Genomic DNA, 19,716 nt, shown 5'->3' with positions numbered 1-19,716 from the left:
ACTTCCGCTCGCGGCCCGGCAACGCGGCGTCGGCAGACTCGCCGGCGATGTCTGCCGACCGCCTGTTCTCCGCCCTCCCGCCCGCGCGTGCCAGCGTCCTGGCGGCCCTCGTCTTGCTGCTCTGGACCGTCGTGGGCACCAGCTGGTTCCTACGCGCCTACCTGGGCCTCGTGACGGCCGACCAGGTGCTCTTCCACCTGCAGAACGGCGGCCTGGACTACGCCGACCCGCGCATGCTGTGGCGCGCCTGCCGCTGCCTGCTGGCGGTCATCGCGCTGACGGTGCTCAGCCTCTTCCTGCTGCGCCGCATGAGACGCTGGCATGGCCGCGCGCTGCTGGCGCTGCTCGGCACGGGGGCGGTCGTGTCCGTCAACGCGACCGTGTCCGACCCCTGCCAGCCCGAGCCCGATGGCGGCGACTACCTCGCGCGCAACTACGTGGACCCCGGCCGCGTCGGCGTGCAGGCGCCCGAGGCCAAGCCCGACGTGCTGGTCGTCTTCGTCGAGTCGCTGGACGAGGGCTACACCCGCCCGCGCGAGCCGCATGCCGCCCTGCTGCCACAGCTCACGCGCATGCAGGACGACTTCCAGACCCTGGGCGAGCTGCGCAACCTCAGCGGCGCGAGTTGGACGGTGGGCGGCATGTTCAGCGCGCTGTGCGGCGTGCCGCTGCAGCCCGTGGGCCTGATGAGCCACAACTCGCTGGAGTACAGCCGCCGCTTCTTCGAGGGCGGCCAGTGCCTGACCGACCTGCTGGCCGCCCAGGGCTGGGACATCAGCTTCTACGGCGGCGCCTCGCTGAAGTTCGCCGGCAAGGGGCGTTTCCTGGAGGATCACCACGTCGCGCGCCGCTTCGGCGCCGAGCAGTGGCGCCAGCGCGGCGTGCCGGTGCCGCACGAGGGCTGGGGTCTGCTGGACAGCGACCTCGTCGAGCTGGCCTGGGCCGACATGCAGCGCCCGCGCCGGGGCGACGAGCCGCGCCTGAGCCTGCTGCTGACGGTGGACACCCATGGCCCCTCGGGCGCGCACGACCGCGGCTGCATCGCCGATGCCGTGGCAGACGAGGACGACGACGAGCCCGCCGACGTCATGCGCGAGGCGCTGCGCTGCACGGACCATGTCGTGGCCGGCCTCGTCGAGCGCTTCATCGCCCAGCGCGACGGCCGGCCCAAGGTGGTCTGGATCATGGGCGACCACCTCAACCCCGAGCCGCTGCTGAACGGCGAGCTGCAGCCCGAGCCACGGGGCCGCACCGTCTTCCATGCGCTGGCACGTTATGACGCCCAGGGCCGCGTGCTGGCCGCCGACGACCTGCAGCGCCAGTTCACGCATGTCGACATCCTGCCCACGCTGGCCGAGGCCATCGGCCTGCGTTGGACGAACCAGCCGCACCGGCTGGGCCTGGGCGTGTCGCTGCTGGCCGGCACGGGCCAGCCCACGCTGGCCGAGCGCGACGGCATGGCCACCGTCAACGGCCGGCTGTCCTGCCGCTCGCCGCTGTTCCAGCGGCTGTGGATGAAGGCGGTCTAGGACAGGCCCAGGCTGGGCTCCTGGGCCGCCTCGTCCATCGGCCGGGCCGGAATGGTCGCCAGCGCCAGCTCGGCGCTGTTCAGGGCACCCTCGATGAAGCCCTGGTAGTCGGAATAGGCCTCGCCGACGATGTGCAGGTTGCGGGCGCCGCTGCCGAAGTCGAAGGCCTTGAAGGCTTCCATCACCTTCCACGAGCGCACGCCCGGCTGCCAGCCGTGGTTGGCCGCGCCGTAGGGCGCGCGCGCCCAGTCGCGGATGCCGTAGGTGATGATGGAATTGCGGATGTAGCCCGCCGTCTCGGCCAGGCTCAGGCCGCCGAAGATGCGGCGGGCGTTGTCGGTGAGCTTGAGCGCCGACTCGGCGCTCGATTCCGCCGAACGCTTCACATCCCGCGCGACGAAGAGCGCGAAGGCGTCGACGATGCGGGCGTTCTGGTCCAGCTCGGCGCGGTCGTGGCGCTCGCCGTCGATGACGTAGTGGCGCCAGAACTCGGTGGACGGGCGGTCCATGTAGAGCAGCACCATGCCGTGGCCGTCGGCATCGTTCTCCGGCGCGCGGCGGAAGTAGTGGATCTCGCGCGTGGGCATGCAGTTGGCGTACTGCTGCGGCGCCTGGCCGTAGCTCCACCACGGCGTGTTGCAGACGAAGAAGACCTTCAGCATCGGGAAGCCGTTGACGCTGTCCAGCTGCGAGGCGATGTGCTCGGGCAGCTGGCGCGTGAGCTTGAGCAGCGGCAGCCGCGGCAGCGCCAGGATGAGGCGCTCGGCACGCAGCGTGAGGGCGCCGTTCTGCGTCGCCACGTCCAGGGCCAGCGTCGGCTTGCCCATCTCCACGGGTTGCACGCCGCGCAGCCTGTGGCCGCCGGCCAGCGTCACGTTGGCGTGGCCGCGCAGGCGGGCCAGCAGGCCCTCGGTCAAACGCGCCGAGCCGCCCTCGATGCTGGCGAGCTGCTGGCCTACGGTCTTGAGGGCGCGCAGCCACCAGATGATCCATTCGGCCGCGTTCAGGTTCTCCGGGATCATGTGATAGAAGGTCCCGGTGTCGCGCAGCTTCACGAGCGCCCGGTGGCTGAGCACCCCCTGGGCCGACAGCGCGTTCCAGAAACCCATGTCCCACAGCGGCTGGCCGTGCAGCTGGGCGTGCTTGCGCAGCCGCATGTAGTCGGCCTCGGTGAGCGCGTCGATCCAGTCCTGGTCGTCGCTGTCCGGACCCTGGCGGCCCATGATGAGCATGATGCCGCGCTTGAGCAGCTGCAGCGAGTTCAGGCCGCGCTCGGCTTCGGGCAGGTCGGCATCGTCGCCGCTCACCTGGTCGGCCGACGGGCCGAAGAAGTCGACGAGGCCCACGCCCAGCTCGGCGCACAGCGCCGCGAAGCGCGGCTGCAGCGTCGGCTCGAAGCGCATGGGCCCGTACTCGGCGATGAAGCCGTCCATGTCCTCAGTCTCGATGCGCCCGCCCCAGCGGTCGGCCGCGGCTTCCAGCACGAGGATGCGGTGGCCCGCGTCAGCCAGGCGCAGCGCGCAGTACAGGCCCGACACGCCGCCGCCGGCGATGACGATGTCGTAGGTCGTCATGGGAAGTCTCCACTTGTATGTACAACTGGGCGGAAGCATATCGGAGGGCGCAACCGCATGGCCGCTGGCCGGCCTCGACGGGCCGCTGCGGGCGCCGGGTCGGGGGCGCTCAGCTCGCCGTGGCCCGCAGCAGCAGCCAGGCGGGCAGGCCCAGATAGAGGGCGGCCAGGCCCAGCCGTTCCAGGCCGGCGCGCACCGTCACGGCCTGCTGCGGGCGCAGCAGGCCGCCGGCGAAGGCAGCCGCTTCGATGGCCGCCCGCAGCGCTGCCGCGCACAGCACGATGCCGGCGATCCACGCCGCCCACCACAGCCCGAAGGCCGTCAGATAGGCCACCAGCCCATAGCTGTAGAACTCGCCGAAGGCGCTGCCGTAGGCGATCCGCTGGTGCAGCTGGAAGGCGGGCGCGGCCAGCACCAGCGGCAGCAGCAGGAACTTGCACGCCGGCCGGCCGAGACGGCCCTGCGGCCACCACGCCCGGCTTCGCGCCCAGGCGGCTTGCCAGCGTGGCGGCTCGGCGACGGGGCGGCCGAGGGCGGCGGCCAGCGCCCAGGGGTCGGCCAGAGCGAGGCCGTGGGGCCAGCGCGCGCCGGAGAGCATGCGCAGCGATGCGCCGGCGCCAGGCAGGGGCAGGCGCCAGGGTTCGATGGCGGCGATGTCCTGCACGGGGACCTCCAGCCGCTGCCCGCCGCGCGTCAGCACCAGCCGGCCTTGCGCCAGCGCGAGCTGCGCCGTGCTGGCCTTCAGGACGGCCCAGGCTGCCGCCTCGGGGATGAGGCACAGGGCCGCGAACATGCGCAGCAGCGCGAGGGGGCCTGATTGCAGCGAGCCATCGCCCCACAGCCAGGCCGCGCCGATGGCCAGCGCGCCGCCGCGCGAGATCAGCCGCAGCAGGCCGGCCACCACGCGGGCCGCGGGCGGCAGCACGACGAGGGCGGCCGGCAGCGTGGCCGGCGCTGCGACGGGCGCACGGCCCTGCCAGCGCCAGAGCACCGTCAGCAAGGCCAGGCCGGCAAGGAAGACCGCCGCCGCACGGCCCACCCAGTCACCCCAGCGCACCATCAGCGTGGGCACCGGGTCGCGCACCGGCAGGTCGCCGATGACCAGCGTGCGCTCGCCCATGCGCGTGGTAGCGATGAGGTTGCCGCGGGCATCGATGACGGCGCTGAAGCCGTTGGTGGTGACGCGGAACTGCGGCAGGCCGGTCTCGACGCTGCGAAAGGCCGCGGCGGCCTGGTGCAGCGCGGCGCCCTGGCGGTGGTCGGTGAACCACGAGTCGTTGGACATTGTCAGGATGACTTGCGCGCCCAGCCTTGCGCCGTCGATGGCGAGGCCGGAGTCGGTGTCGTCCAGGCAGATCAGCGGAAGCACGGGCACCTCGCGGCCGCCATCGCCGCGGTCGGCCAGGCGCAGCGGGAAGACACGTGCGCCGCTGCCCGGCCGCCAGTTGCCGGCACCGGGCAGCGCGGCGCGAACGGCGGCGGTGTCGAGCCAGGCGGGCAGGTACTCGGTGAAGGGGAAGAGCCGGGTCTTGCGGTACATGCCCAGCAGGCCGGCGCCCGGCTGCACGAAGGCGGCGGCGTTGTATTCGCCGTCGGCATCGCGGTCGTAGGTGCCGAACACGAAGGGCACGCCGGCCGCGTCGACGATGGTGAGGATTTCGGCGTCCAGCGTCGCGCCGGCCTCGCTCTTGGGCCGGCTGAAGCTGGTGGGGTAGACGGTCTCCGACCACAGCACCGCGTCCACGCGCTGGTGCTCGACGGCATCAAAGCTCATCGCGAAATGCGTGTCGAGCACCTCGCGCACGACGGCGCCGGCACCCTTCTCGCGGCGCAGGCGTTCGTAGTCGGTGATGTTGGACTGCACCAGGCCCATGCGCAGCGGCCGGGCCGCGGCGGGCGGCTCGGGCTGCAGCGCGACCAGGCCGCCGCACGCCAGCAGCAGCGGGCCGGCGGCGGCCAGCGCCAGCGGCGCAGCGACGGCGCGCAGGCCTTCGTGGCGGCGCGCCAGCGCGGCGGCCAGGGCCTCGTTGGCCAGCAGCAGCACGAGGGTCAGCCCGGTGGCGCCGCCCAGCGCGGCGGCCTGGCGCAGCAGCGGCGCAGGGTAGAGGCCGTGGCCGAGGGTGTCGCCCAGCATGTGGGGCAGGGCCCATTCGGCGGCGACCCAGCCGGCGGCGCCCGCGAGCGCCGCGAGCAGGGGGCCCAGATGCCTGCGCGCGACGTGGCGCACAACGGCGAGGACGAGGATCTGCGGCTGGAACAGCGGCGCGGCGAGCAGCAGCAGGGCCAGGCCCGCGCTGGCGCCGATCTGCGTGTAGGCGCCCAGGGCGCTGCCGAACCAGTAGAAGGCGGCGGCCGTGTAGGCCACCGACATGGCCCATGCATTGAGCAGCTGGGCGCCGAGGCGGGCCTGGGCGTCCAGCGTGCGCAGCCAGGGAACGAGGGCCGCGAAGCCCAGGACCCAGGCCGGGCCGCCTTGGGCATAGACGCCGCAGAGCACGGCGGCCAGGGCAATGCCGCTCCACCGGCTGCGAACGAGCCGGCTGGCCAGGGCGGCGGGCGTCAACGCGGGCCGTCCACCGGCGCGGGCACGACGATGCGCCGCAGGGCCAGGCCGGGCGGCGCGAGCTCGGGTGTCACGACGCGGTCGACCGGCACGGTGACGCTGCGGCCGTTGATGACCAGCGTCTGCGCGTCGGGCGAGAACATCAGGATGGGCTCGATGCGCTGGCCGTCGTCGGTGGCCTGGTAGTGGCGCACATAGCCAGGCGGCAGCTCGAAGCTCTCCGGCGCGGCCAAGCCGACGATGGGCGGGCGGGTGCCGGGCGGGTTGAAGGCACCGAGGCCGGTGCGCACGCCAGCCGCGTGCAGGCGCTGGATCACTTCGGCCATCGTGGGGCGCTCGCCTTCGTTGACGTAGTCGGCCAGGTCGGGGGTCTGGTCACCGCCCGGATCGCGCAGGCGCGGGATGCGGGCGACCGCCGCGGCTGGCGTGGCGGCCACCGGCTGCACCGCGGCAAGGGGCGCCGCGGCCTGCGAGGCCGCCAACGCGACGGTGGCGAGGGGCAGCGGCTCTGCTGGCCGGGCAGCGACGGGCGGCGGCGGCTCGTCCGCCGGCCACCACCAGGCCACGCCGCCGGCCACCGCGGCGAGCGCAAGCCCCAGCAGCCAGGGGGAAGGCCCCCAGGCGCCATACCGGCTGTCGCGCGTTCGCTTCATGCCCGCCTGCCTTCAGCTCATGGTGCGGCCGGGTTGGACGTCGAGATCGACCAGCCCATGCGTTCGTGGCCGTACTGGTTCCAGATCGGGTTCTTGCCGTTCGTGATGGTGGTGTAGCGCGCCGCACCCGAGCCGGTGGTGCCGCCGAACAGGCCGGCCGATACGGTGCCGCCGTTGTAGGTCGGGTGGGTGTCGTCGGACTGGATGTAGTCGTAGCTGGTGGTGCTGGAGACGAACTTGGCGTTGGCGTCGCGCAGGGTGGGCTTGAGCGCGCCGGTGATGCGGCCCACATAGCTGGCCTCGCTCTCGCCGGGCACCCAGCGCAGGCCATCGGAGTCGATGACGCCGTCGCCGTTGCTGTCGTAGTCGGCGCCCATGTACTGCGCGAAGTTGTCGGCGCACTGGAAGCCTTTCTGGCGCGCGTACTCGCACATCCAGTAGTTCATCGTCGCCAGCTTGGGCAGGAAGCGGTCACGCAGGTTCACGGTTGCGCCGGTCGTCGCGTCCTTGCAGCTGCTCTGCGTGTTGTCGGCGTTGTAGCCGGGGTAGTGCAGGTTGGAGATGACCTTGAGCTTCACGCCGGAGTAGGCATTGGCGTTGATGAAGTCCATGGCCGCGGCCACATAGGTCTTGCAGCTCTGCACGGCGGCGTCCATGCCGGCGTAGTTGCAGGTGCCGGTCTGGCTCTTGAAGGCCGAGCGTGCCTGCAGGCCGTCGTTGCCGCACATCTCGAAGGTGACGACACGGGTGGACGCGGCCTGCATGTAGGACTTCTCGGCCACGATCTTGTTGCTGTAGACGTCGGAGGCGACGGCGCCGGACTTGGCGCGGCGCACGCTCTCGATGCTGGCGTTCCACTTGGCTGCGAGGTACTCGGCGTCCACCGTGGGGGCCGCGTACTTGGCGGCGTTCAGCACCGAGCCGTTGTAGCCGGCATAGATGGAGTCGCCGTAGGCCACGATGCGGTACTTGGCCGTGGTGCCGGCGCGGTCGATGGTCCAGGACACGTTCTGCGTCAACGTGCTGGCGGCGGCCGGTGCGGCGAGGCTGAGGGCCGCCAGCAGCGGCAGGCCCAGTCTGGCGGTGGCGCGGCCCAGGGCCGTGCGAAGGGAAGTGCTCATCTGTGTCTCCTGGCCTGATGTTTTGCGAAGGGAATCGACAGAGCGTCCGGCCGGCGCGTCGCGCAAGGCCGGAACCACGAACAACACATGACGCTAGCACCGGGGCCTTGCGCCGAATTGGGGACATTCCCTCTGTGTGCGCTGCAGCAAGAGGGACGGGGGAACCCTGGCCTCAGTAAAGCCGGATCGCGGAGTCGAAATGCCAGGTGCGGCGGATCTCGATGACGTCGTACTCCCGCGCCAGTGCCGGCGTGAAGGCTGGGTAGTTGGCCTGGCTCTCGATGACGCGGCGGATCGCTTCGTCCAGGGCCGGCACGCCGCTGGAGCGGTAGAAGCTGACAGACTCCACCGTGCCGTCGGCGCGGATGGCCACGGTCACGAGCGGGTCGGCGTAGGGCTGCCTGAGCGCGTCGCGGACGAGGTCCAGCGTCTGGTTCAGCTGGATCTTGCGCGCCCAGGCCTCGGCGTAGAGCACCATCTCGGCGTTGGCATCCGTGCGCCCGAACAGCCGGCCGCGGCGGGCGCTACTCCAGGAGGACGGCAGGTTGGACTGCGCCTGCCGAGCCGCGTCGCGCCTGGCGGCCTCCTCGTTCAATTGCTGGCCGATGGCGCGCAGCCGGGCCTCGCGCTGCTCCTCGGCGGCCTTGGCCTCGGCCAGCCTGGCGGCCTGGGCGCGGGCGAGCTCCTGCCGGCCCGCCTCCAGGCGGGCCGCTTCCTGACGCGCGGCCTCCTGCCTGGCGGCGTCCTGGCGCGCCGCGGCCTGTCGGGCGGCGTCGGCGCGTGCCGCTTCTTGCCGGGCGAGCTCCTGCCGGGCCGCCTCGGCGCGAGCGGCCTCGGCCTGGGCGGCTTCCCGGCGCGCCGCCTCCTGCCGGACGGCAGCGCGGCGGGCCGCGTCCTGGCGCTCGGCGTCCTGCCGGGCCGCCTCGGCACGCGCGGCTTCCTGCTTTGCGGCCGCTTGCCGCTGGGCGTCCTGTCGCTCGGCGTCCAGCCGCGCGGCCTCGGCACGGGCCGCCTCAAGGCGCGCCGCTTCCTTGCGGGCGGCCTCCAGGCGCTCGGCTTCCGCCTGGGCGGCGGCCAGGCGCTCCACCTGCTGCTGAGCCTGCAGTTGCGTTTCGCGGCCGGCGCGGTCCAGTTGGGCCAGCTCGGCAGCCCGTAGCTGGGCTTCGCGGTCCAGCGCCGTGTCGCGCGCCGGGCGCAGCCGCGTGACCTCGGCCACCGGGCTGGAGGCTGCGTCAAAGGCGGCGATGACCGGGGCGGAGGCCGGCAGCGTGGCGGGTACCGTCCAGCGGGCCTCGGCGGGCTTGTCCACGGCGATGACGGCGGGGGCCACGGCCGCGGCGGGTGCCGCCAGCGTCGGCGGCGGCGCCTCGTCAGCCGCCTCGGCGCGGGGCGCTGCGGGTGAAGGCGGCGTGGATGGCTCGGGCGGCGGTTCAGGCGCCGGCAGTGGCTCGGCTTGGGGCGTCGCCAGCACGATGCGCAGGTCGGGCACTTCGGCGCGGCGGGCCTGCCAGGGCAGGGCCAGACCGGGCAGGCCCAGCCCTTCGCCGCCGAAGCTCAGGCTCAGCAGCAGCGCATGGACGGCCAGCGAGACCAGCAGGGCCCGCGCCGGGCCGCTGCGCCGCCGGGGCGAGGCGGGCGTCGGCGTGCGGCTGGGGTCGCTGGACCAGCGGCTCAAGCCCGGCCCGCCGCCACCATGCCGCGGCCATGGCAGGGCCGGCTCGGCTCGGGTGGGCGCCTCTTGAATCGCATCCGCCCATTGTCGTCAGGCGGCCGTGTGGCCCGGCTGCGGGTTGCCCTCAGGTTCAGGGGGTGCCGGCCGGTGTCGTCCAGGTCGGCCCGGCATCCGGACGAGGCAGTGGCGAGGGGTGGACCGGCGGGGACTGTCGCAGTCCGGGCCGCCATGTCGTCTGTTCCTGCAAGCCCTTGCCCCGGAGGTCCCATGAAGCCCCTGCCCACGCCCCGCCGCCTGCTGACCCTGCACGCGCTGTTCGCACGCCGCCAGCCGCTGCGCGGGGTGACCGAGGCCGCCGAGACGCGCCTGCCCGACCTGCCCGAGAGGCTGGCGTTGCAGCCGCGGGCCGGCACTCAGCTCGGGCGGCTGGCCGCCGAGGTGGCGCTGGAGGAAGGCGGCCGGCGCCAGTACGCACCGCGCAGCGAGAGCCAGGTGCTGGAGGGCAGGCGCTAGCTAGACCGGCGTCGACAAGGCCTCGCCGCGCAGGCAGGCCTCGGCGTTGGCGATGAAGTTCTCCACCGTCGCGCGGATGGCCTGGGGCGACCAGCCGGCCACGTGGGGCGTCAGGATGACGTTGTCCAGGCCCAGCAGCTCCTGCGGTGGCTGCGGCTCGCTCTCGTAGACATCCAGCGCCGCGCCGGCGATCTGGCCGGCCTGCAGCGCGGCGGCCAGGGCGGTGGTGTCCACGCAGCTGCCGCGGGCGATGTTGACGACATGGCCGCCGGGGCCGAGGGCGGCGAGCACCGCGGCGTTGACGATGTGCTTCGTGGCGGCGCCACCGGGCGCGGCGACGACGAGGTCGTCCGCCCAGGCGGCCAGGGCGGTGGCGCTGTCGAACCAGGTCGCGCCGTCGGCGTCAGCGCGCGGGCGGCGGTTGTGATAGCCGATGACCATGCCGAAGGCTGCGGCCCGCGCGGCGATCTTGCGGCCGATGGCGCCCAGGCCGATGACGCCCAGGCGGCGGCCCTTGAAGTGCGGGAAGAGGGGCAGCGAGTCGCGCCAGACGCCGGCCCGCAGCGCCGCACCCTGCTGCGGCAGCGCACGCACGCTAGCCAGCAGCAGGGCCATCGAGTGGTCGGCCACGCAGTCGTCGTTGGTGCCGGCGCCGTTGCACACCGCGATGCCGCGCGCCTTGGCGGCGGCCACGTCGAGGTTCTCGTAGCCGGCGCCCTGGGCGGCCAGCAGCTTCAGTCTCGGGCAGGCGGCGATCTCGGCGGCGGTGAAGCCGGTCGCGCCGTTCGTCAGCACCAGCTCGATCTCGTCGGCATGGGCCGCGAGGGCCGCGGCGCGTGCGGCGGCGGTGGGTGCGTCGATGACGCGGAAACGGTCCAGCAGCAAGGCCTTGTGTTCGTCGGCGATGGCGACGAGCAGCAGCAGGGTGGTCATGGGTGGGGCAGGTCGAATCAGAATGCGCACATCATGGCTGAACCCCGCTATTTCGCTTCGCCCGAGGAATTCCGCGCCTGGCTGGCCGAGCACGCCGGCACGGCGGCCGAGATGGTCGTGGGCTATCACAAGGTCGGCTCCGGCGTCCCGAGCATGACCTGGCCCGAGTCGGTGGACGAAGCCCTGTGCGTTGGCTGGATCGACGGCGTGCGCAAGCGTGTCGATGAACTGCGCTACCAGATCCGCTTCACGCCGCGCCGGCCCACGTCGATCTGGAGCCGCATCAACATCGACCGCGTCGCCGTGCTGACGGCCGAGGGGCGCATGCAGCCGGCGGGCCTGGCGGCCTTCGACAAGCGCTCCGAGCGGCGCAGCATCGTCTACGCCTACGAGCATGAGGGCGAGGTGGCGCTGCCGCCCGAGCTGGAGAAGCGCTTTCGGCGCCAGCGCAAGGCCTGGGCCTGGTTCGAGGCCCAGCCGCCGGGCTGGAAGCGCCAGATGCTGCGCCGCGTGCTGAGCGCCAAGCAGGAAGCCACACGCGAGCGACGGCTGGCGCTGCTCATTGCCGCCGCCATCGAGGGCCGGCGGCTCCTCTGACGAATGGCTGGCCGGGCGGGGCGCACCACAATCGCGGCACTTCAAATTGCCTCGCCCCATCATGAAACGATTGCTGCTGCCCGCCCTGCTCGCGGCCACGCTGGCCCATGCGGCCGAAACGCCGCTCGACGCCTTGCCCTACACGCCCAGCCTGGACGTGACGGCCATGGACCGCACGGCCGACCCCTGCGACGACCTCTACAAGTTCGCCTGCGGGGCCTGGACGAAGACCAATCCCATCCCGGCGGACCAGTCCCGCTGGTCGGTCTACGCCAAGATGGCCAACGAGAACCAGCGCTACCTCTGGGGCGTGCTGAACAAGCTGGGTGACGCGGCCGAGCGCACGCCCGCACAGGCCAAGCTGGGCGACTACTTCGCTGCCTGCATGGACGAGGGCGCCGTGCAGGCCGCCGGCCTGAAAGGCCTGCAGCCGCTGCTGGACCGCATCGCCGCGCTGAAGGACCGCAAGGACCTGCCCGCGCTGCTGGCCGCGCTGCAGCTCGCCGCCGGCAACGACCGCCTCTTCTTCGGCTTCAGCGCGGGCCAGGACTTTGCCGACGCGACGCGCCAGATCGCCTTCGCCTCGGCCGGCGGCCTGGGCCTGCCCGACCGCGACTACTACCTCAAGCGCGACGCCAAGACGCTGAAGATCCGCGCCGCCTACGAGGCCCATGTGGCCCAGGTCTTCCAGCTGCTGGGCGACTCGCCCGAGGCCGCCGGGGCGCAGGCGCGCGCCGTGCTGGCCACCGAGACGGTGCTGGCCCGCGCGTCGCTGAGCAAGGTCGACAAGCGCGATCCCTACAAGACCTTCCACGTCGTCGACGCCCGCGGCCTGAAGGCGCTGATGCCCGGCTTCGACTGGGCCGGCTACCAGGCGGCACTCGGCACGGCGCCCTGGCATGCGCGCTACAACGTCACCGAGCCGGCCTTCTTCAAGGCTCTGGGGGCGCGGCTGGCCGCCATGCCCCTGGCCGATGTGAAGACCTATCTGCGCTGGCAGCTCGCCAGCAGCCTGGCGCCCGCGCTGGACAACGGCTTCGTGCAGGCCAACTTCGACTTCTATGGCCAGGCCCTGCACGGCACGCCGCAGCTCAAGGCGCGCTGGAAGCGCTGCGTGCAGCTCGTCGATGCACAGCTCGGCGAGGCCCTGGGCCAGGAGTTCGTCGCGCGCAACTTCACGCCCGACCTCAAGGCAGCCACGGTGCAGATGACCGACGAGATAGAGGCCGCGATGGGTCGCTCCATCGACGGCCTGACCTGGATGAGCGCCGAGACCAAGGCGCGCGCCCATGCCAAGCTGAAGGCCATCGTCAACAAGGTCGGCTACCCCGAGCGCTGGCGCGACTACGCGGCCTTCGCCGTGCAGCGCAGCGACTTCCTCGGCAACGTCATGCGCGGCAATGCGTTCGAAGCGAAGCGCCGCCTCGCCAAGATCGGCCAGCCGCTGGACCGCGGCGAGTGGAGCATGACGCCGCAGACGGTGAACGCCTACTACGACGCGCAGATGAACGACATCAACTTCCCCGCCGGCGTGCTGCAGGCGCCGCTGTACGACGTGCGCATGGACGAGGCGCCCAACTACGGCAACACCGGCGGCACCGTCGGCCACGAGCTGACGCACGGCTTCGACGACGAGGGCCGCCAGTTCGACGCGCAGGGCAATCTGAAGAACTGGTGGACGAAGAAGGACGGCCAGGAATTCGAGAAGCGCGCCGCCTGCGTGGCCGACCAGTACGCGACCTACCCGGTCGTCGACGACATCAGGATCAATTCCAGGCTGACGCTGGGCGAAGACCTCGCCGACCTCGGCGGCCTGGTGCTGGCCTGGGAGGCCTGGAAGGTGCACATGACCGGCAAGACGCTGGAAAACCGCGACGGCCTGACGCCCGAGCAGCGCTTCTTCGTCGGCTTCGCGCAATGGGACTGCGCCGACGCCCGGCCCGAGGCGCTGCGCGTGCAGGCCAAGGTGGACCCGCATTCGCCGGCCCGCTGGCGCATCAACGGCGTCGTCGTCAACATGCCGGAGTTCGAGAAGGCGTTTGCGTGCAAGCCGGGTGCCCGGCTCGTCAAGCCGGCCGGCCAGCACTGCAAGGTCTGGTGAACTGAGCGCCGCCGCCGCCGCCGCCGCTCAGCGCGGCGCGGTCCGCTTCGGGCACCAGGCGTGGTCGGGTGCGGCCTCGCACAGCCGTGCGTAGGCGGCACGCACATCCAGCGTTGCGCTGGCGGCCGTGGCGGGCGCGCTGACCTGCAGCGTGTCGATGGGTGCGTCGGCCACCAGCACGGCGGAGATCTGGCGCCGTGTCAGCGTCACGAGGCCGTCGCCCTCGCTGGCGTTGAGCACGGCGTCGGGCACGGTCGTTTTCGCGACGACGCGACCGCCGGACAGGCCGGTGAGCGTCACCAGGTCGCCGTCCTCGCGCGTGGCCCGGGCCTGCCGCCTGGGCACGCGCGCGGCGACGGCGGAGTCCAGCCTGACGGTGCTGCCGTCCAGCGTCAAGCTGACGGCCAGGCCGTTGGCCGTCTCGGCCAGCACGCGCGCATTGACCGGGTCTTCCGACTCCGCCAGCGGACGCGGTTCGGTGAGCACGGCCTTGCCGCCGTCCGAGGCGCGCGGCTGGGCCTCGCCATCGGCGGCCGACTGGGCCGAGGCCGCGCCGGCGAGGGCGAGCAGCAGGAGGGCCGGCAGGAGGGGGTGGGATGTCATGGCGGCCTCCTTCAGTAGCAGGCACCGCTGGTGCACTTGTTGATGCGCGTGCCCATCGCACGGCCGGCCAGCGTGCGCCAGTCGCTGTTGAGCACACGGTCCTCCATCGTCGTGGCCTGGCCGTCGTCGTTGCGCCAGGTGCCGGTGCTGCCGATCTGCACGCATTGCGCGATAGGCAGGCTGTTGGCCGTCGACGCGGACTCGCAGGCTGCCTTGGAGCCGAACACGTTCTTGGGTGTGGAGATGGACGAGTTGCCGCCGCCCACGTATTCGTCGCCCAGGCCGAACAGGAAATGGCCGGCCTCGTGCAGCATGACCCAGGCCGCGTCGCCGAGGTTGGTCTGGGCCGTGCCGGCGCCGCCGCCGAGCGAGATGGAGGCGCAGTCGCGGAAGGCGTTGCGGTGCAGGATCTGCGTGCCGTCGAAGGCGGCGCGCACCGTCGCCGCGGGCTCGGCGAAGGTGCGCGTGCAGCCCTCGCCGTTGCCGCCGGCCGGGCCGGCCCAGACGTTGAACAGGCCCTTCCAGAAGCGCGTCCACTGCGTGAAGTTGTTGGTGTCCGTGTAGAACAGGGCCAGCACCATGGGCTGCAGGTCGTCGGTGAAGGCGCGATAGCTGGGCATGTCGGGATCGGGCACCAGGCCCCAGTCGATCTTGTCGCCGCGGTCCGTGGCCGAGGACGGTGCGTCGGTGCGCCAGATGATGGGGCGTGCGGTCTCCCAGGCGATGGGGATGTTGCCGATCAGCGGCAGGCGCAGCGTGGCCTGCGTCAGCGGCGCGCCGCCGGCGTAGGTGACGGCCGGCGCCGAGCTCGTGCGGTTGCCGCCGCTGCGCGCGCTGGCCGAGTAGGTGACGAGGCGGCGCGGCGTGATGGCGATGGGCAGGCTGCAGCTCACCTCGGTCTTGACGTTGGCGAAGCTGCACACCGCGCCGAGCGCCACCGCGTTGCTGCGGCAGGGAATGAGGCTGGGGAAGGAGAAGCTGCCGGCGTTGCAGGCCGTCAGCTCGCCGACGACCGCGTCGATGCGGATCTCGGCGATGCCGTCGCGCGGCTCGGTGGCGCGCACGGTGATCGTGGAGGTGTGGTTCTCGGCCCGGTAGAGCGGGTTGTGCAGGGCGTTGACGACCGGTGTGCCCGCGCAGGCGGCGAGCAGGGGCAGTACGAAGCCGAGCAGCAGCAGGTGGCGCAGCATCTGGATCTCCCTGGCGCGTTGACGGACGCGCTCGCTGGAAATCTAGGCGCCGTGCCGGGGGCTTGCGCGGGCCAAGCTAGGGGGCGGCATCCTGAACCTGGAGGACGCCGCGCCGCATCAGGACAGCAAACGGACCAGCATGTCCGGATGGATGGGCAAGGCGGCCAGGCCGGCGACGCCCATCAGCACGCCGAAGAAGGTGGGCACCAGGGACACGAAGAACAGCGGCCAGAGCTTGGTGAGCGCCGTCACGGCCAGCAGCGCGATGGCGATGGCCAGCAGGGCGTCGGACAGGTCGAACTGGTCGTCGCGATAGTTCAGCGCGTCATAGTTCTTCTGGTCGGCCTCGGCCAGCGCCTTGAGCTCGTCGCGCTTCCTGGTCTGGTCCGCCGCCTTGGCGCGGTAGGCGGCGATGGCCTTGTCATGGGCCTCGGCCTGGGCGGCCGGCGCGCTGGCACGCGCCAGTTCGAGCTGGGTCGCGGCGGCCTCGGCGACATCGGCGCGGATGTTGCGCGCCTGGTAGTAGGCCCAGTGGTCGAGCTTGTCGGCCTGGGCCTGTTGCATGGCCTGGACGATGTTGTCGTCCTTCACCTTGCAGATGCCCATGAAGGTCGCGAGCACGGCCACGGTGATGGCGACGGCGGCGTTCAGGCGCGCGGCGCTGGCTTCCTTGCGGGCTTCGGTGGCCCGGTCGATGAGATCTTTGGGATCGAGGTCCATGGCAGGAGCGGCGGGTGAAGGACGCAAGTGTGGCCTGCTGTGGCAATCTCGCGGCCTCCGACGACCTCCCTGCAAGCCGAATGAAAGCCAAGCTGCTGTCCTGTCTCGTCTGCCTCCTCCTTGCGGTCGCCGCCTCTGCGGTCCGGGCCGAGCGTGTCGGCTTCGCCCTGCGGGCGCCGGCCGCGCGGCAGGTCTTCCTGGCCGGTGAGATGACGGATTGGGACGCCGGCAAGCGGCCGATGGCCCGCGGCGCCGACGGCGTGTGGCGGCTGCAGCTCGACCTGGCGCCGGGGCAGTGGCTCTACAAGTTCGTCGTCGATGGCCGCTGGGTCCACGACCCCGCCACGCCCGACCATGATGCCGACGGCCAGGGCGGCCAGCATTCCTTCGTCTTCGTCGGCGAAGGGCCTTGGACGCCGCCCGCCACGGGCCGCGGCCGGGTGCAGACGCACGCCGTGCCGTCGGCCGCCTTCGGCCGTCCGGCCAAGGTCAATGTCTATCTGCCGCCGGGCTTCCGGCCGGGCCAGGCCCTGCCGGTGCTGACGCTGCTGCACGGCGGCGGCATGGATGCCGACCAGTGGTTCCGCACCGCGCATGTCGAGCGTTATGCCGACCGCCTCATCGCCGGCGGCCGCGCGCAGCCCTTCGTCATCGTCATGCCGAGCAGCAACGGCCGGCGCTACGACGGCCCGGCCGAGCGCTTCATCGTTGACGAGCTGCCGGCCTGGCTGAGGCAGCACTACGGCCTGGCGCCGTCGCGCGCGCAGTCGGCGATCGCCGGCATGTCCATGGGCGGCTATGGCGCGGTGAAGCTGCCGCTGGCTGCGCCGCAGCGCTGGGGCCATGCCTTCGCGCTGAGCGGCAGCTATCCGGACGAGCTGATCGCCGACGTCAGGCGTGCCGGCCGCCTGCCGATGCCGCTGGTGCTTCGCTGCGGCACGCAGGACGAGTTGCTGCCGACCAACCGTGCCCTGCGGGCGGCGCTGGACGAACTGGGCCTGGAGCCCGACTACCGTGAGGACGCGGGCGGCCACAGCTTCCATTACTGGAGCCAGGTCAGCGAGGAGATGCTGCTCGGCGTGGATGCCTATTTCCGCCACGCCGGGCCCTAGCCGCGCAGCCAGCGCAGCATGCGCGGATAGCCGTCGGCGCCGCCGAGCCGGGTCATGCCGGCCTGGGCGAGGCCGGCTGCGCCGGGGTAGACGCCCATCGCATAGGTGAGGGCCAGGCCGGCCGAGTGGCCGTGGTAGCCGCCCGGGTGGAAGAGCAGGTCCGGGGGCAGGCCCAGCCGGGTCAGCGCGGCCCAGGCCCAGGCCGTGGCCTCGGCCTCGCCGCGGTGGGGGATGACGGGGTCGTCGGCGAGCTGGTCGTCCAGCGTGGCGCGCAGGGCGGCCGGCGTCGTCGCGATGTGGCCGGCCTCGTGCAACAGGTCGCCCGGCCAGCGCAGCGCCGCGCGGTCCACCACCAGGCAGCCGGCGACAAGGCGGATGCCGGGCAGGAAGCTGTCGGCCGGCACCGCCCTCTCGCGCACCTCGATGCCGATGCCGACGAGGAAGTCGAGCAGGGCCTGGGTGATGTCGTCGGCGTCCATCAGGCTTGCACCACGTTGCGGCCCTGGTGCTTGGCGCGATAGAGGGCCGCGTCGGCGCGCGCCAGCACCGCGTCGCAGCTGGCGTCGCCGCGCTCGGCCTCGGCGATGCCGAAGCTGGCGCTCAGATGCCAGTCCTGCTCCAGCCAGTGCAGCGGCGTGGCGTCGACGAGGCTGCGCATGCGTTCGGCCACGAGGGCCGCGCCGGCGATGTCGGTGTCGGGCAGTAGCACGCAGAACTCCTCGCCGCCCATGCGGCCGAAGCGGTCGACCTCGCGCACGCAGGGCTGCAGCTCCTGCACCATCTGGCGCAGCGCGGCGTCGCCGGCGGCGTGTCCCAGGCTGTCGTTGAGCTGCTTGAAGCGGTCCATGTCAATCATGACGATGGCATAGCCGCGGCCGCGCGTGAGCCAGGCGTGGGCATGCTCCAGCGACTGGTCGAAGGCGCGGCGGTTCAGCGTGTCGGTCAGCGGGTCGCGTTCGAGCAGGCGCTCGATGCGCAGGATGAGGCGCATCAGCACCAGGAAGGCCAGCGTCGCGTTCTGCAGCAGCGTCAGCACCAGGGCCGTCCACAGGAAGACGATGTTGAACTCGGTGGGCACGCGCAAGTCGGGCGTGGTGCCGGGATGAACAAGGGTCTCCAGCCCGCGCACGGCCATAAGCGCGGCGATGAGGAAGAGGGGCAGGGCCAGCGGTGCTGGCGTGCGCCGAGCGCCGGCCCGGCCGCCGAGGGCGCGCCAGGCCGTCAGGCCCGCCGCCAGCGTCAGGCCGGCGCCGGCGGCGTTGACGATGCGCGCCTGCCAGCGCAGGTCGCCCTCGTAGGGCAGTGCCAGCAGCAGCAGGGCCGCTGCGGCCACGGTGACGGCACCCGGCTGCCAGGCCAGCTGGCGCAGCGTGATTCCCGACACCGCCGCGCCCAGCAGCGCGAAAGAGGCGACGGCCAGCACGTCGCCGGGCCAGTAGGTGAGGGTATCGGGCAGCATGCCGCGCAGTGCGTGCAGCGACAGCGAGGCCGCGGCGGCGGCGTTCGCGCAGGCCATGGCCAGCGAGGCGCGCGGCGCGATGCGGGCGATCAGTGCCAGCGACAGCCACACCAGCGCGGCCAGGCCGGCAATGAAGATGATGCTGGCCAGCAGGGTCTGGGTCTGGGTGGCCGTCACCATCATGCGGGCGCCGCCGACAGCAGGTGCGTCGCCACGCAGACGCGGTTGCGGCCCTCGGCCTTGGCGCGGTAGAGCTCGGCATCGGCGCGCACCAGGGCCACCTCGCCCCGGGCGTCGCCCACCACCGGCAGGGCCACGCCGAAGCTGGCCGACAGCCGGAGCTCGGCGTCCTTCCAGCGCAGCGGCTGGGCGGCGAGCTGGCTGCGCAGCCGCTCGGCCACGGCGGCGGCGGTGGCCAGGTCGCCCGGCGCGCCCAGCGGGAGCAGCACGCAGAACTCCTCGCCGCCCAGGCGGCCGAGGCTGTCCACCTCGCGCAGCCCGGCCTGCCAGACGCGCACGCAGTGCTGCAGGGCCGCGTCGCCGGCCTGATGGCCGTGGTCGTCGTTGATGCGCTTGAAGTGGTCGATGTCGATCATCGCCAGCGCGAAGCCGCGGCCGCGCAGCAGCTGGGCCTGGGCGGCGGCCAGCGCCTGCTCGAAGGCGCGGCGGTTTAGCGCGCCAGTCAGCGGGTCGCGGTAGGTGAGGTGCTGGATGCGCGTGACGAGGCGCCAGATCATCAGCGCGAGCAGGCTCAGCGTGATGCCGGCGGTGATGACGAACCACAGTACCGCGCGTGCGGGGGAGGGCAGCCTGCCGCTGAGGAAGTGGTCGTCCCAGCCGGGCACGAGCAGCAGTTCGACGGCGTGGATGCCGCAGGCGGCGACGAGTGTCACGAAGGGCAGGGCCATGCAGGCGACGAAGGGGCGCGATAGCTGGCCGCCGATGCCGCGCACGACCTCGCGCACGGCCAGCAGGCCCAGCAGCGTGGCCGTGACCGTGCCCGCGACCTGGGGCGCGAGGCCCGAGCCGCTGGCCAGGCCCAGCGCGATGGCCAGCGCGCCGAGGCCGCCCACCCAGGCCAGGTCCTGCGGGCGCTGGCGGCTGCGCAGCATGCGCCGCAGCGCCAGCAGCAACAGCAGCATGCAGGCCAGCCGGCCGAACTCGGGGACGGCCTGGCGCAGCAGCGCCGGCCAGCCGGCCAGGCAGTCGCCGCAGCCTTGCGACAGGACGCGCACGAGATGGCCCGCCGCCATCAGCCGGCTGGCGCGCGGCGCGATGCGGAACAGCTGGGCTAGCGTCAGCCACGCCAGGGCTGCCATCACGTTGAAGACGGCGCTGACCTTGAGGATCGTGGGGACGTCGAGGAATTCCATGGG

At 72.6% G+C, this 19,716-nt stretch carries 17 protein-coding genes; 5 read left to right on the top strand and 12 right to left on the bottom strand.

Features of this window, described 5'->3' with window-relative positions; genetic code table 11:
* Positions 1-47: 47 nt before the first annotated feature.
* Positions 48-1,529, top strand: a complete 1,482-nt coding sequence (locus AC07VX_RS11570; RefSeq protein WP_493164877.1) for a sulfatase-like hydrolase/transferase — start codon at positions 48-50, stop codon at positions 1,527-1,529.
* Here AC07VX_RS11570 and AC07VX_RS11565 read toward each other — a convergent pair.
* The 5 genes from AC07VX_RS11565 to AC07VX_RS11545 form a co-directional block, all read right to left on the bottom strand.
* Complete coding sequence (locus tag AC07VX_RS11565; protein WP_493164876.1) at positions 1,526-3,103, bottom strand: flavin monoamine oxidase family protein; 1,578 nt, start codon at positions 3,101-3,103, stop codon at positions 1,526-1,528. The two genes, AC07VX_RS11570 and AC07VX_RS11565, sit on opposite strands and share 4 nt — an antisense overlap.
* 109 nt (positions 3,104-3,212) lie before the next feature.
* Entirely contained in the window at positions 3,213-5,666 is a 2,454-nt protein-coding gene (lnt, locus tag AC07VX_RS11560; protein WP_493164875.1) for an apolipoprotein N-acyltransferase, read from the bottom strand.
* A complete protein-coding gene (locus AC07VX_RS11555) occupies positions 5,663-6,319 on the bottom strand; it encodes a hypothetical protein (RefSeq protein WP_493164874.1) in 657 nt (218 codons plus the stop codon). Before AC07VX_RS11555 ends, lnt begins: the two co-directional genes overlap by 4 nt.
* A gap of 17 nt (positions 6,320-6,336) precedes the next feature.
* Positions 6,337-7,440 carry an SGNH/GDSL hydrolase family protein gene (locus tag AC07VX_RS11550; protein ID WP_493164873.1) on the bottom strand — a complete coding sequence of 368 codons (1,104 nt, stop codon included), beginning with the start codon at positions 7,438-7,440 and terminating at the stop codon, positions 6,337-6,339.
* A 172-nt stretch (positions 7,441-7,612) separates the two neighbouring features.
* The gene (locus tag AC07VX_RS11545; RefSeq protein ID WP_493164872.1) at positions 7,613-9,115 is read right to left on the bottom strand and encodes a TonB C-terminal domain-containing protein; all 1,503 of its coding nucleotides are present in this window, start codon (positions 9,113-9,115) and stop codon (positions 7,613-7,615) included.
* Positions 9,116-9,379: 264 nt separating this feature from the next.
* On the opposite strand from AC07VX_RS11545, the gene AC07VX_RS11540 reads away from it, so the two are divergent.
* Positions 9,380-9,625, top strand: coding sequence for a hypothetical protein (locus tag AC07VX_RS11540; protein WP_493164871.1), 246 nt, complete (start codon positions 9,380-9,382; stop codon positions 9,623-9,625).
* On the opposite strand, the gene AC07VX_RS11535 is transcribed toward AC07VX_RS11540, so the two are convergent.
* Entirely contained in the window at positions 9,626-10,558 is a 933-nt protein-coding gene (locus AC07VX_RS11535; RefSeq protein ID WP_493164870.1) for an NAD(P)-dependent oxidoreductase, read from the bottom strand.
* 33 nt (positions 10,559-10,591) lie between these two features.
* On the opposite strand from AC07VX_RS11535, the gene AC07VX_RS11530 reads away from it, so the two are divergent.
* Both AC07VX_RS11530 and AC07VX_RS11525 read left to right on the top strand, forming a co-directional pair.
* Positions 10,592-11,155: a YdeI/OmpD-associated family protein gene (locus tag AC07VX_RS11530; RefSeq protein ID WP_493164869.1), complete on the top strand. Its 564-nt coding sequence runs from the start codon at positions 10,592-10,594 to the stop codon at positions 11,153-11,155.
* Between the two features lie 61 nt (positions 11,156-11,216).
* Entirely contained in the window at positions 11,217-13,256 is a 2,040-nt protein-coding gene (locus AC07VX_RS11525) for a M13 family metallopeptidase (RefSeq protein WP_493164868.1), read from the top strand.
* A 27-nt stretch (positions 13,257-13,283) separates the two neighbouring features.
* Here AC07VX_RS11525 and AC07VX_RS11520 read toward each other — a convergent pair whose 3' ends face one another.
* From AC07VX_RS11520 to AC07VX_RS11510, 3 genes are all read right to left on the bottom strand, one after another.
* Positions 13,284-13,859 (bottom strand): hypothetical protein, encoded by a 576-nt coding sequence (locus AC07VX_RS11520; RefSeq protein ID WP_493164867.1) that lies wholly within the window; start codon positions 13,857-13,859, stop codon positions 13,284-13,286.
* An 11-nt stretch (positions 13,860-13,870) separates the two neighbouring features.
* Positions 13,871-15,049 carry a M64 family metallopeptidase gene (locus AC07VX_RS11515; protein WP_493164866.1) on the bottom strand — a complete coding sequence of 393 codons (1,179 nt, stop codon included), beginning with the start codon at positions 15,047-15,049 and terminating at the stop codon, positions 13,871-13,873.
* 117 nt (positions 15,050-15,166) lie between these two features.
* Positions 15,167-15,769 carry a DUF4337 domain-containing protein gene (locus tag AC07VX_RS11510; RefSeq protein WP_493164865.1) on the bottom strand — a complete coding sequence of 201 codons (603 nt, stop codon included), beginning with the start codon at positions 15,767-15,769 and terminating at the stop codon, positions 15,167-15,169.
* 80 nt (positions 15,770-15,849) lie between these two features.
* On the opposite strand from AC07VX_RS11510, the gene AC07VX_RS11505 reads away from it, so the two are divergent.
* Positions 15,850-16,881 carry an alpha/beta hydrolase-fold protein gene (locus AC07VX_RS11505; RefSeq protein ID WP_493164864.1) on the top strand — a complete coding sequence of 344 codons (1,032 nt, stop codon included), beginning with the start codon at positions 15,850-15,852 and terminating at the stop codon, positions 16,879-16,881.
* On the opposite strand, the gene AC07VX_RS11500 is transcribed toward AC07VX_RS11505, so the two are convergent.
* The 3 genes from AC07VX_RS11500 to AC07VX_RS11490 are packed head-to-tail and all read right to left on the bottom strand — an operon-like array spanning position 16,878 to position 19,713.
* Complete coding sequence (locus tag AC07VX_RS11500; RefSeq protein WP_493164863.1) at positions 16,878-17,360, bottom strand: hypothetical protein; 483 nt, start codon at positions 17,358-17,360, stop codon at positions 16,878-16,880. The two genes, AC07VX_RS11505 and AC07VX_RS11500, sit on opposite strands and share 4 nt — an antisense overlap.
* Entirely contained in the window at positions 17,360-18,523 is a 1,164-nt protein-coding gene (locus tag AC07VX_RS11495) for a GGDEF domain-containing protein (RefSeq protein WP_493164862.1), read from the bottom strand. The genes AC07VX_RS11500 and AC07VX_RS11495 overlap by 1 nt, the downstream gene beginning before the upstream one ends.
* Positions 18,520-19,713 (bottom strand): GGDEF domain-containing protein, encoded by a 1,194-nt coding sequence (locus AC07VX_RS11490; protein ID WP_493183887.1) that lies wholly within the window; start codon positions 19,711-19,713, stop codon positions 18,520-18,522. The genes AC07VX_RS11495 and AC07VX_RS11490 overlap by 4 nt, the downstream gene beginning before the upstream one ends.
* Positions 19,714-19,716: the final 3 nt, after the last annotated feature.

It is taken from the genome of Roseateles sp. GW821-FHT03B02 (assembly GCF_059421025.1).
This window is presented reverse-complemented; position numbering and strand designations above follow the sequence as displayed.

Coding starts and splice junctions, on each gene's coding strand:
- AC07VX_RS11505 (WP_493164864.1), top strand. CDS start 15,850: ATGAAAGCCAAGCTGCTGTCCTGTCTCGTCTGCCTCCTCCTTGCGGTC.
- AC07VX_RS11555 (WP_493164874.1), bottom strand. CDS start 6,319: ATGAAGCGAACGCGCGACAGCCGGTATGGCGCCTGGGGGCCTTCCCCC.
- AC07VX_RS11510 (WP_493164865.1), bottom strand. CDS start 15,769: ATGGACCTCGATCCCAAAGATCTCATCGACCGGGCCACCGAAGCCCGC.
- AC07VX_RS11565 (WP_493164876.1), bottom strand. CDS start 3,103: ATGACGACCTACGACATCGTCATCGCCGGCGGCGGCGTGTCGGGCCTG.
- AC07VX_RS11495 (WP_493164862.1), bottom strand. CDS start 18,523: ATGATGGTGACGGCCACCCAGACCCAGACCCTGCTGGCCAGCATCATC.
- AC07VX_RS11515 (WP_493164866.1), bottom strand. CDS start 15,049: ATGCTGCGCCACCTGCTGCTGCTCGGCTTCGTACTGCCCCTGCTCGCC.
- AC07VX_RS11535 (WP_493164870.1), bottom strand. CDS start 10,558: ATGACCACCCTGCTGCTGCTCGTCGCCATCGCCGACGAACACAAGGCC.
- AC07VX_RS11530 (WP_493164869.1), top strand. CDS start 10,592: ATGGCTGAACCCCGCTATTTCGCTTCGCCCGAGGAATTCCGCGCCTGG.
- AC07VX_RS11490 (WP_493183887.1), bottom strand. CDS start 19,713: ATGGAATTCCTCGACGTCCCCACGATCCTCAAGGTCAGCGCCGTCTTC.
- AC07VX_RS11540 (WP_493164871.1), top strand. CDS start 9,380: ATGAAGCCCCTGCCCACGCCCCGCCGCCTGCTGACCCTGCACGCGCTG.
- AC07VX_RS11500 (WP_493164863.1), bottom strand. CDS start 17,360: ATGGACGCCGACGACATCACCCAGGCCCTGCTCGACTTCCTCGTCGGC.
- AC07VX_RS11550 (WP_493164873.1), bottom strand. CDS start 7,440: ATGAGCACTTCCCTTCGCACGGCCCTGGGCCGCGCCACCGCCAGACTG.
- AC07VX_RS11525 (WP_493164868.1), top strand. CDS start 11,217: ATGAAACGATTGCTGCTGCCCGCCCTGCTCGCGGCCACGCTGGCCCAT.
- AC07VX_RS11520 (WP_493164867.1), bottom strand. CDS start 13,859: ATGACATCCCACCCCCTCCTGCCGGCCCTCCTGCTGCTCGCCCTCGCC.
- AC07VX_RS11570 (WP_493164877.1), top strand. CDS start 48: ATGTCTGCCGACCGCCTGTTCTCCGCCCTCCCGCCCGCGCGTGCCAGC.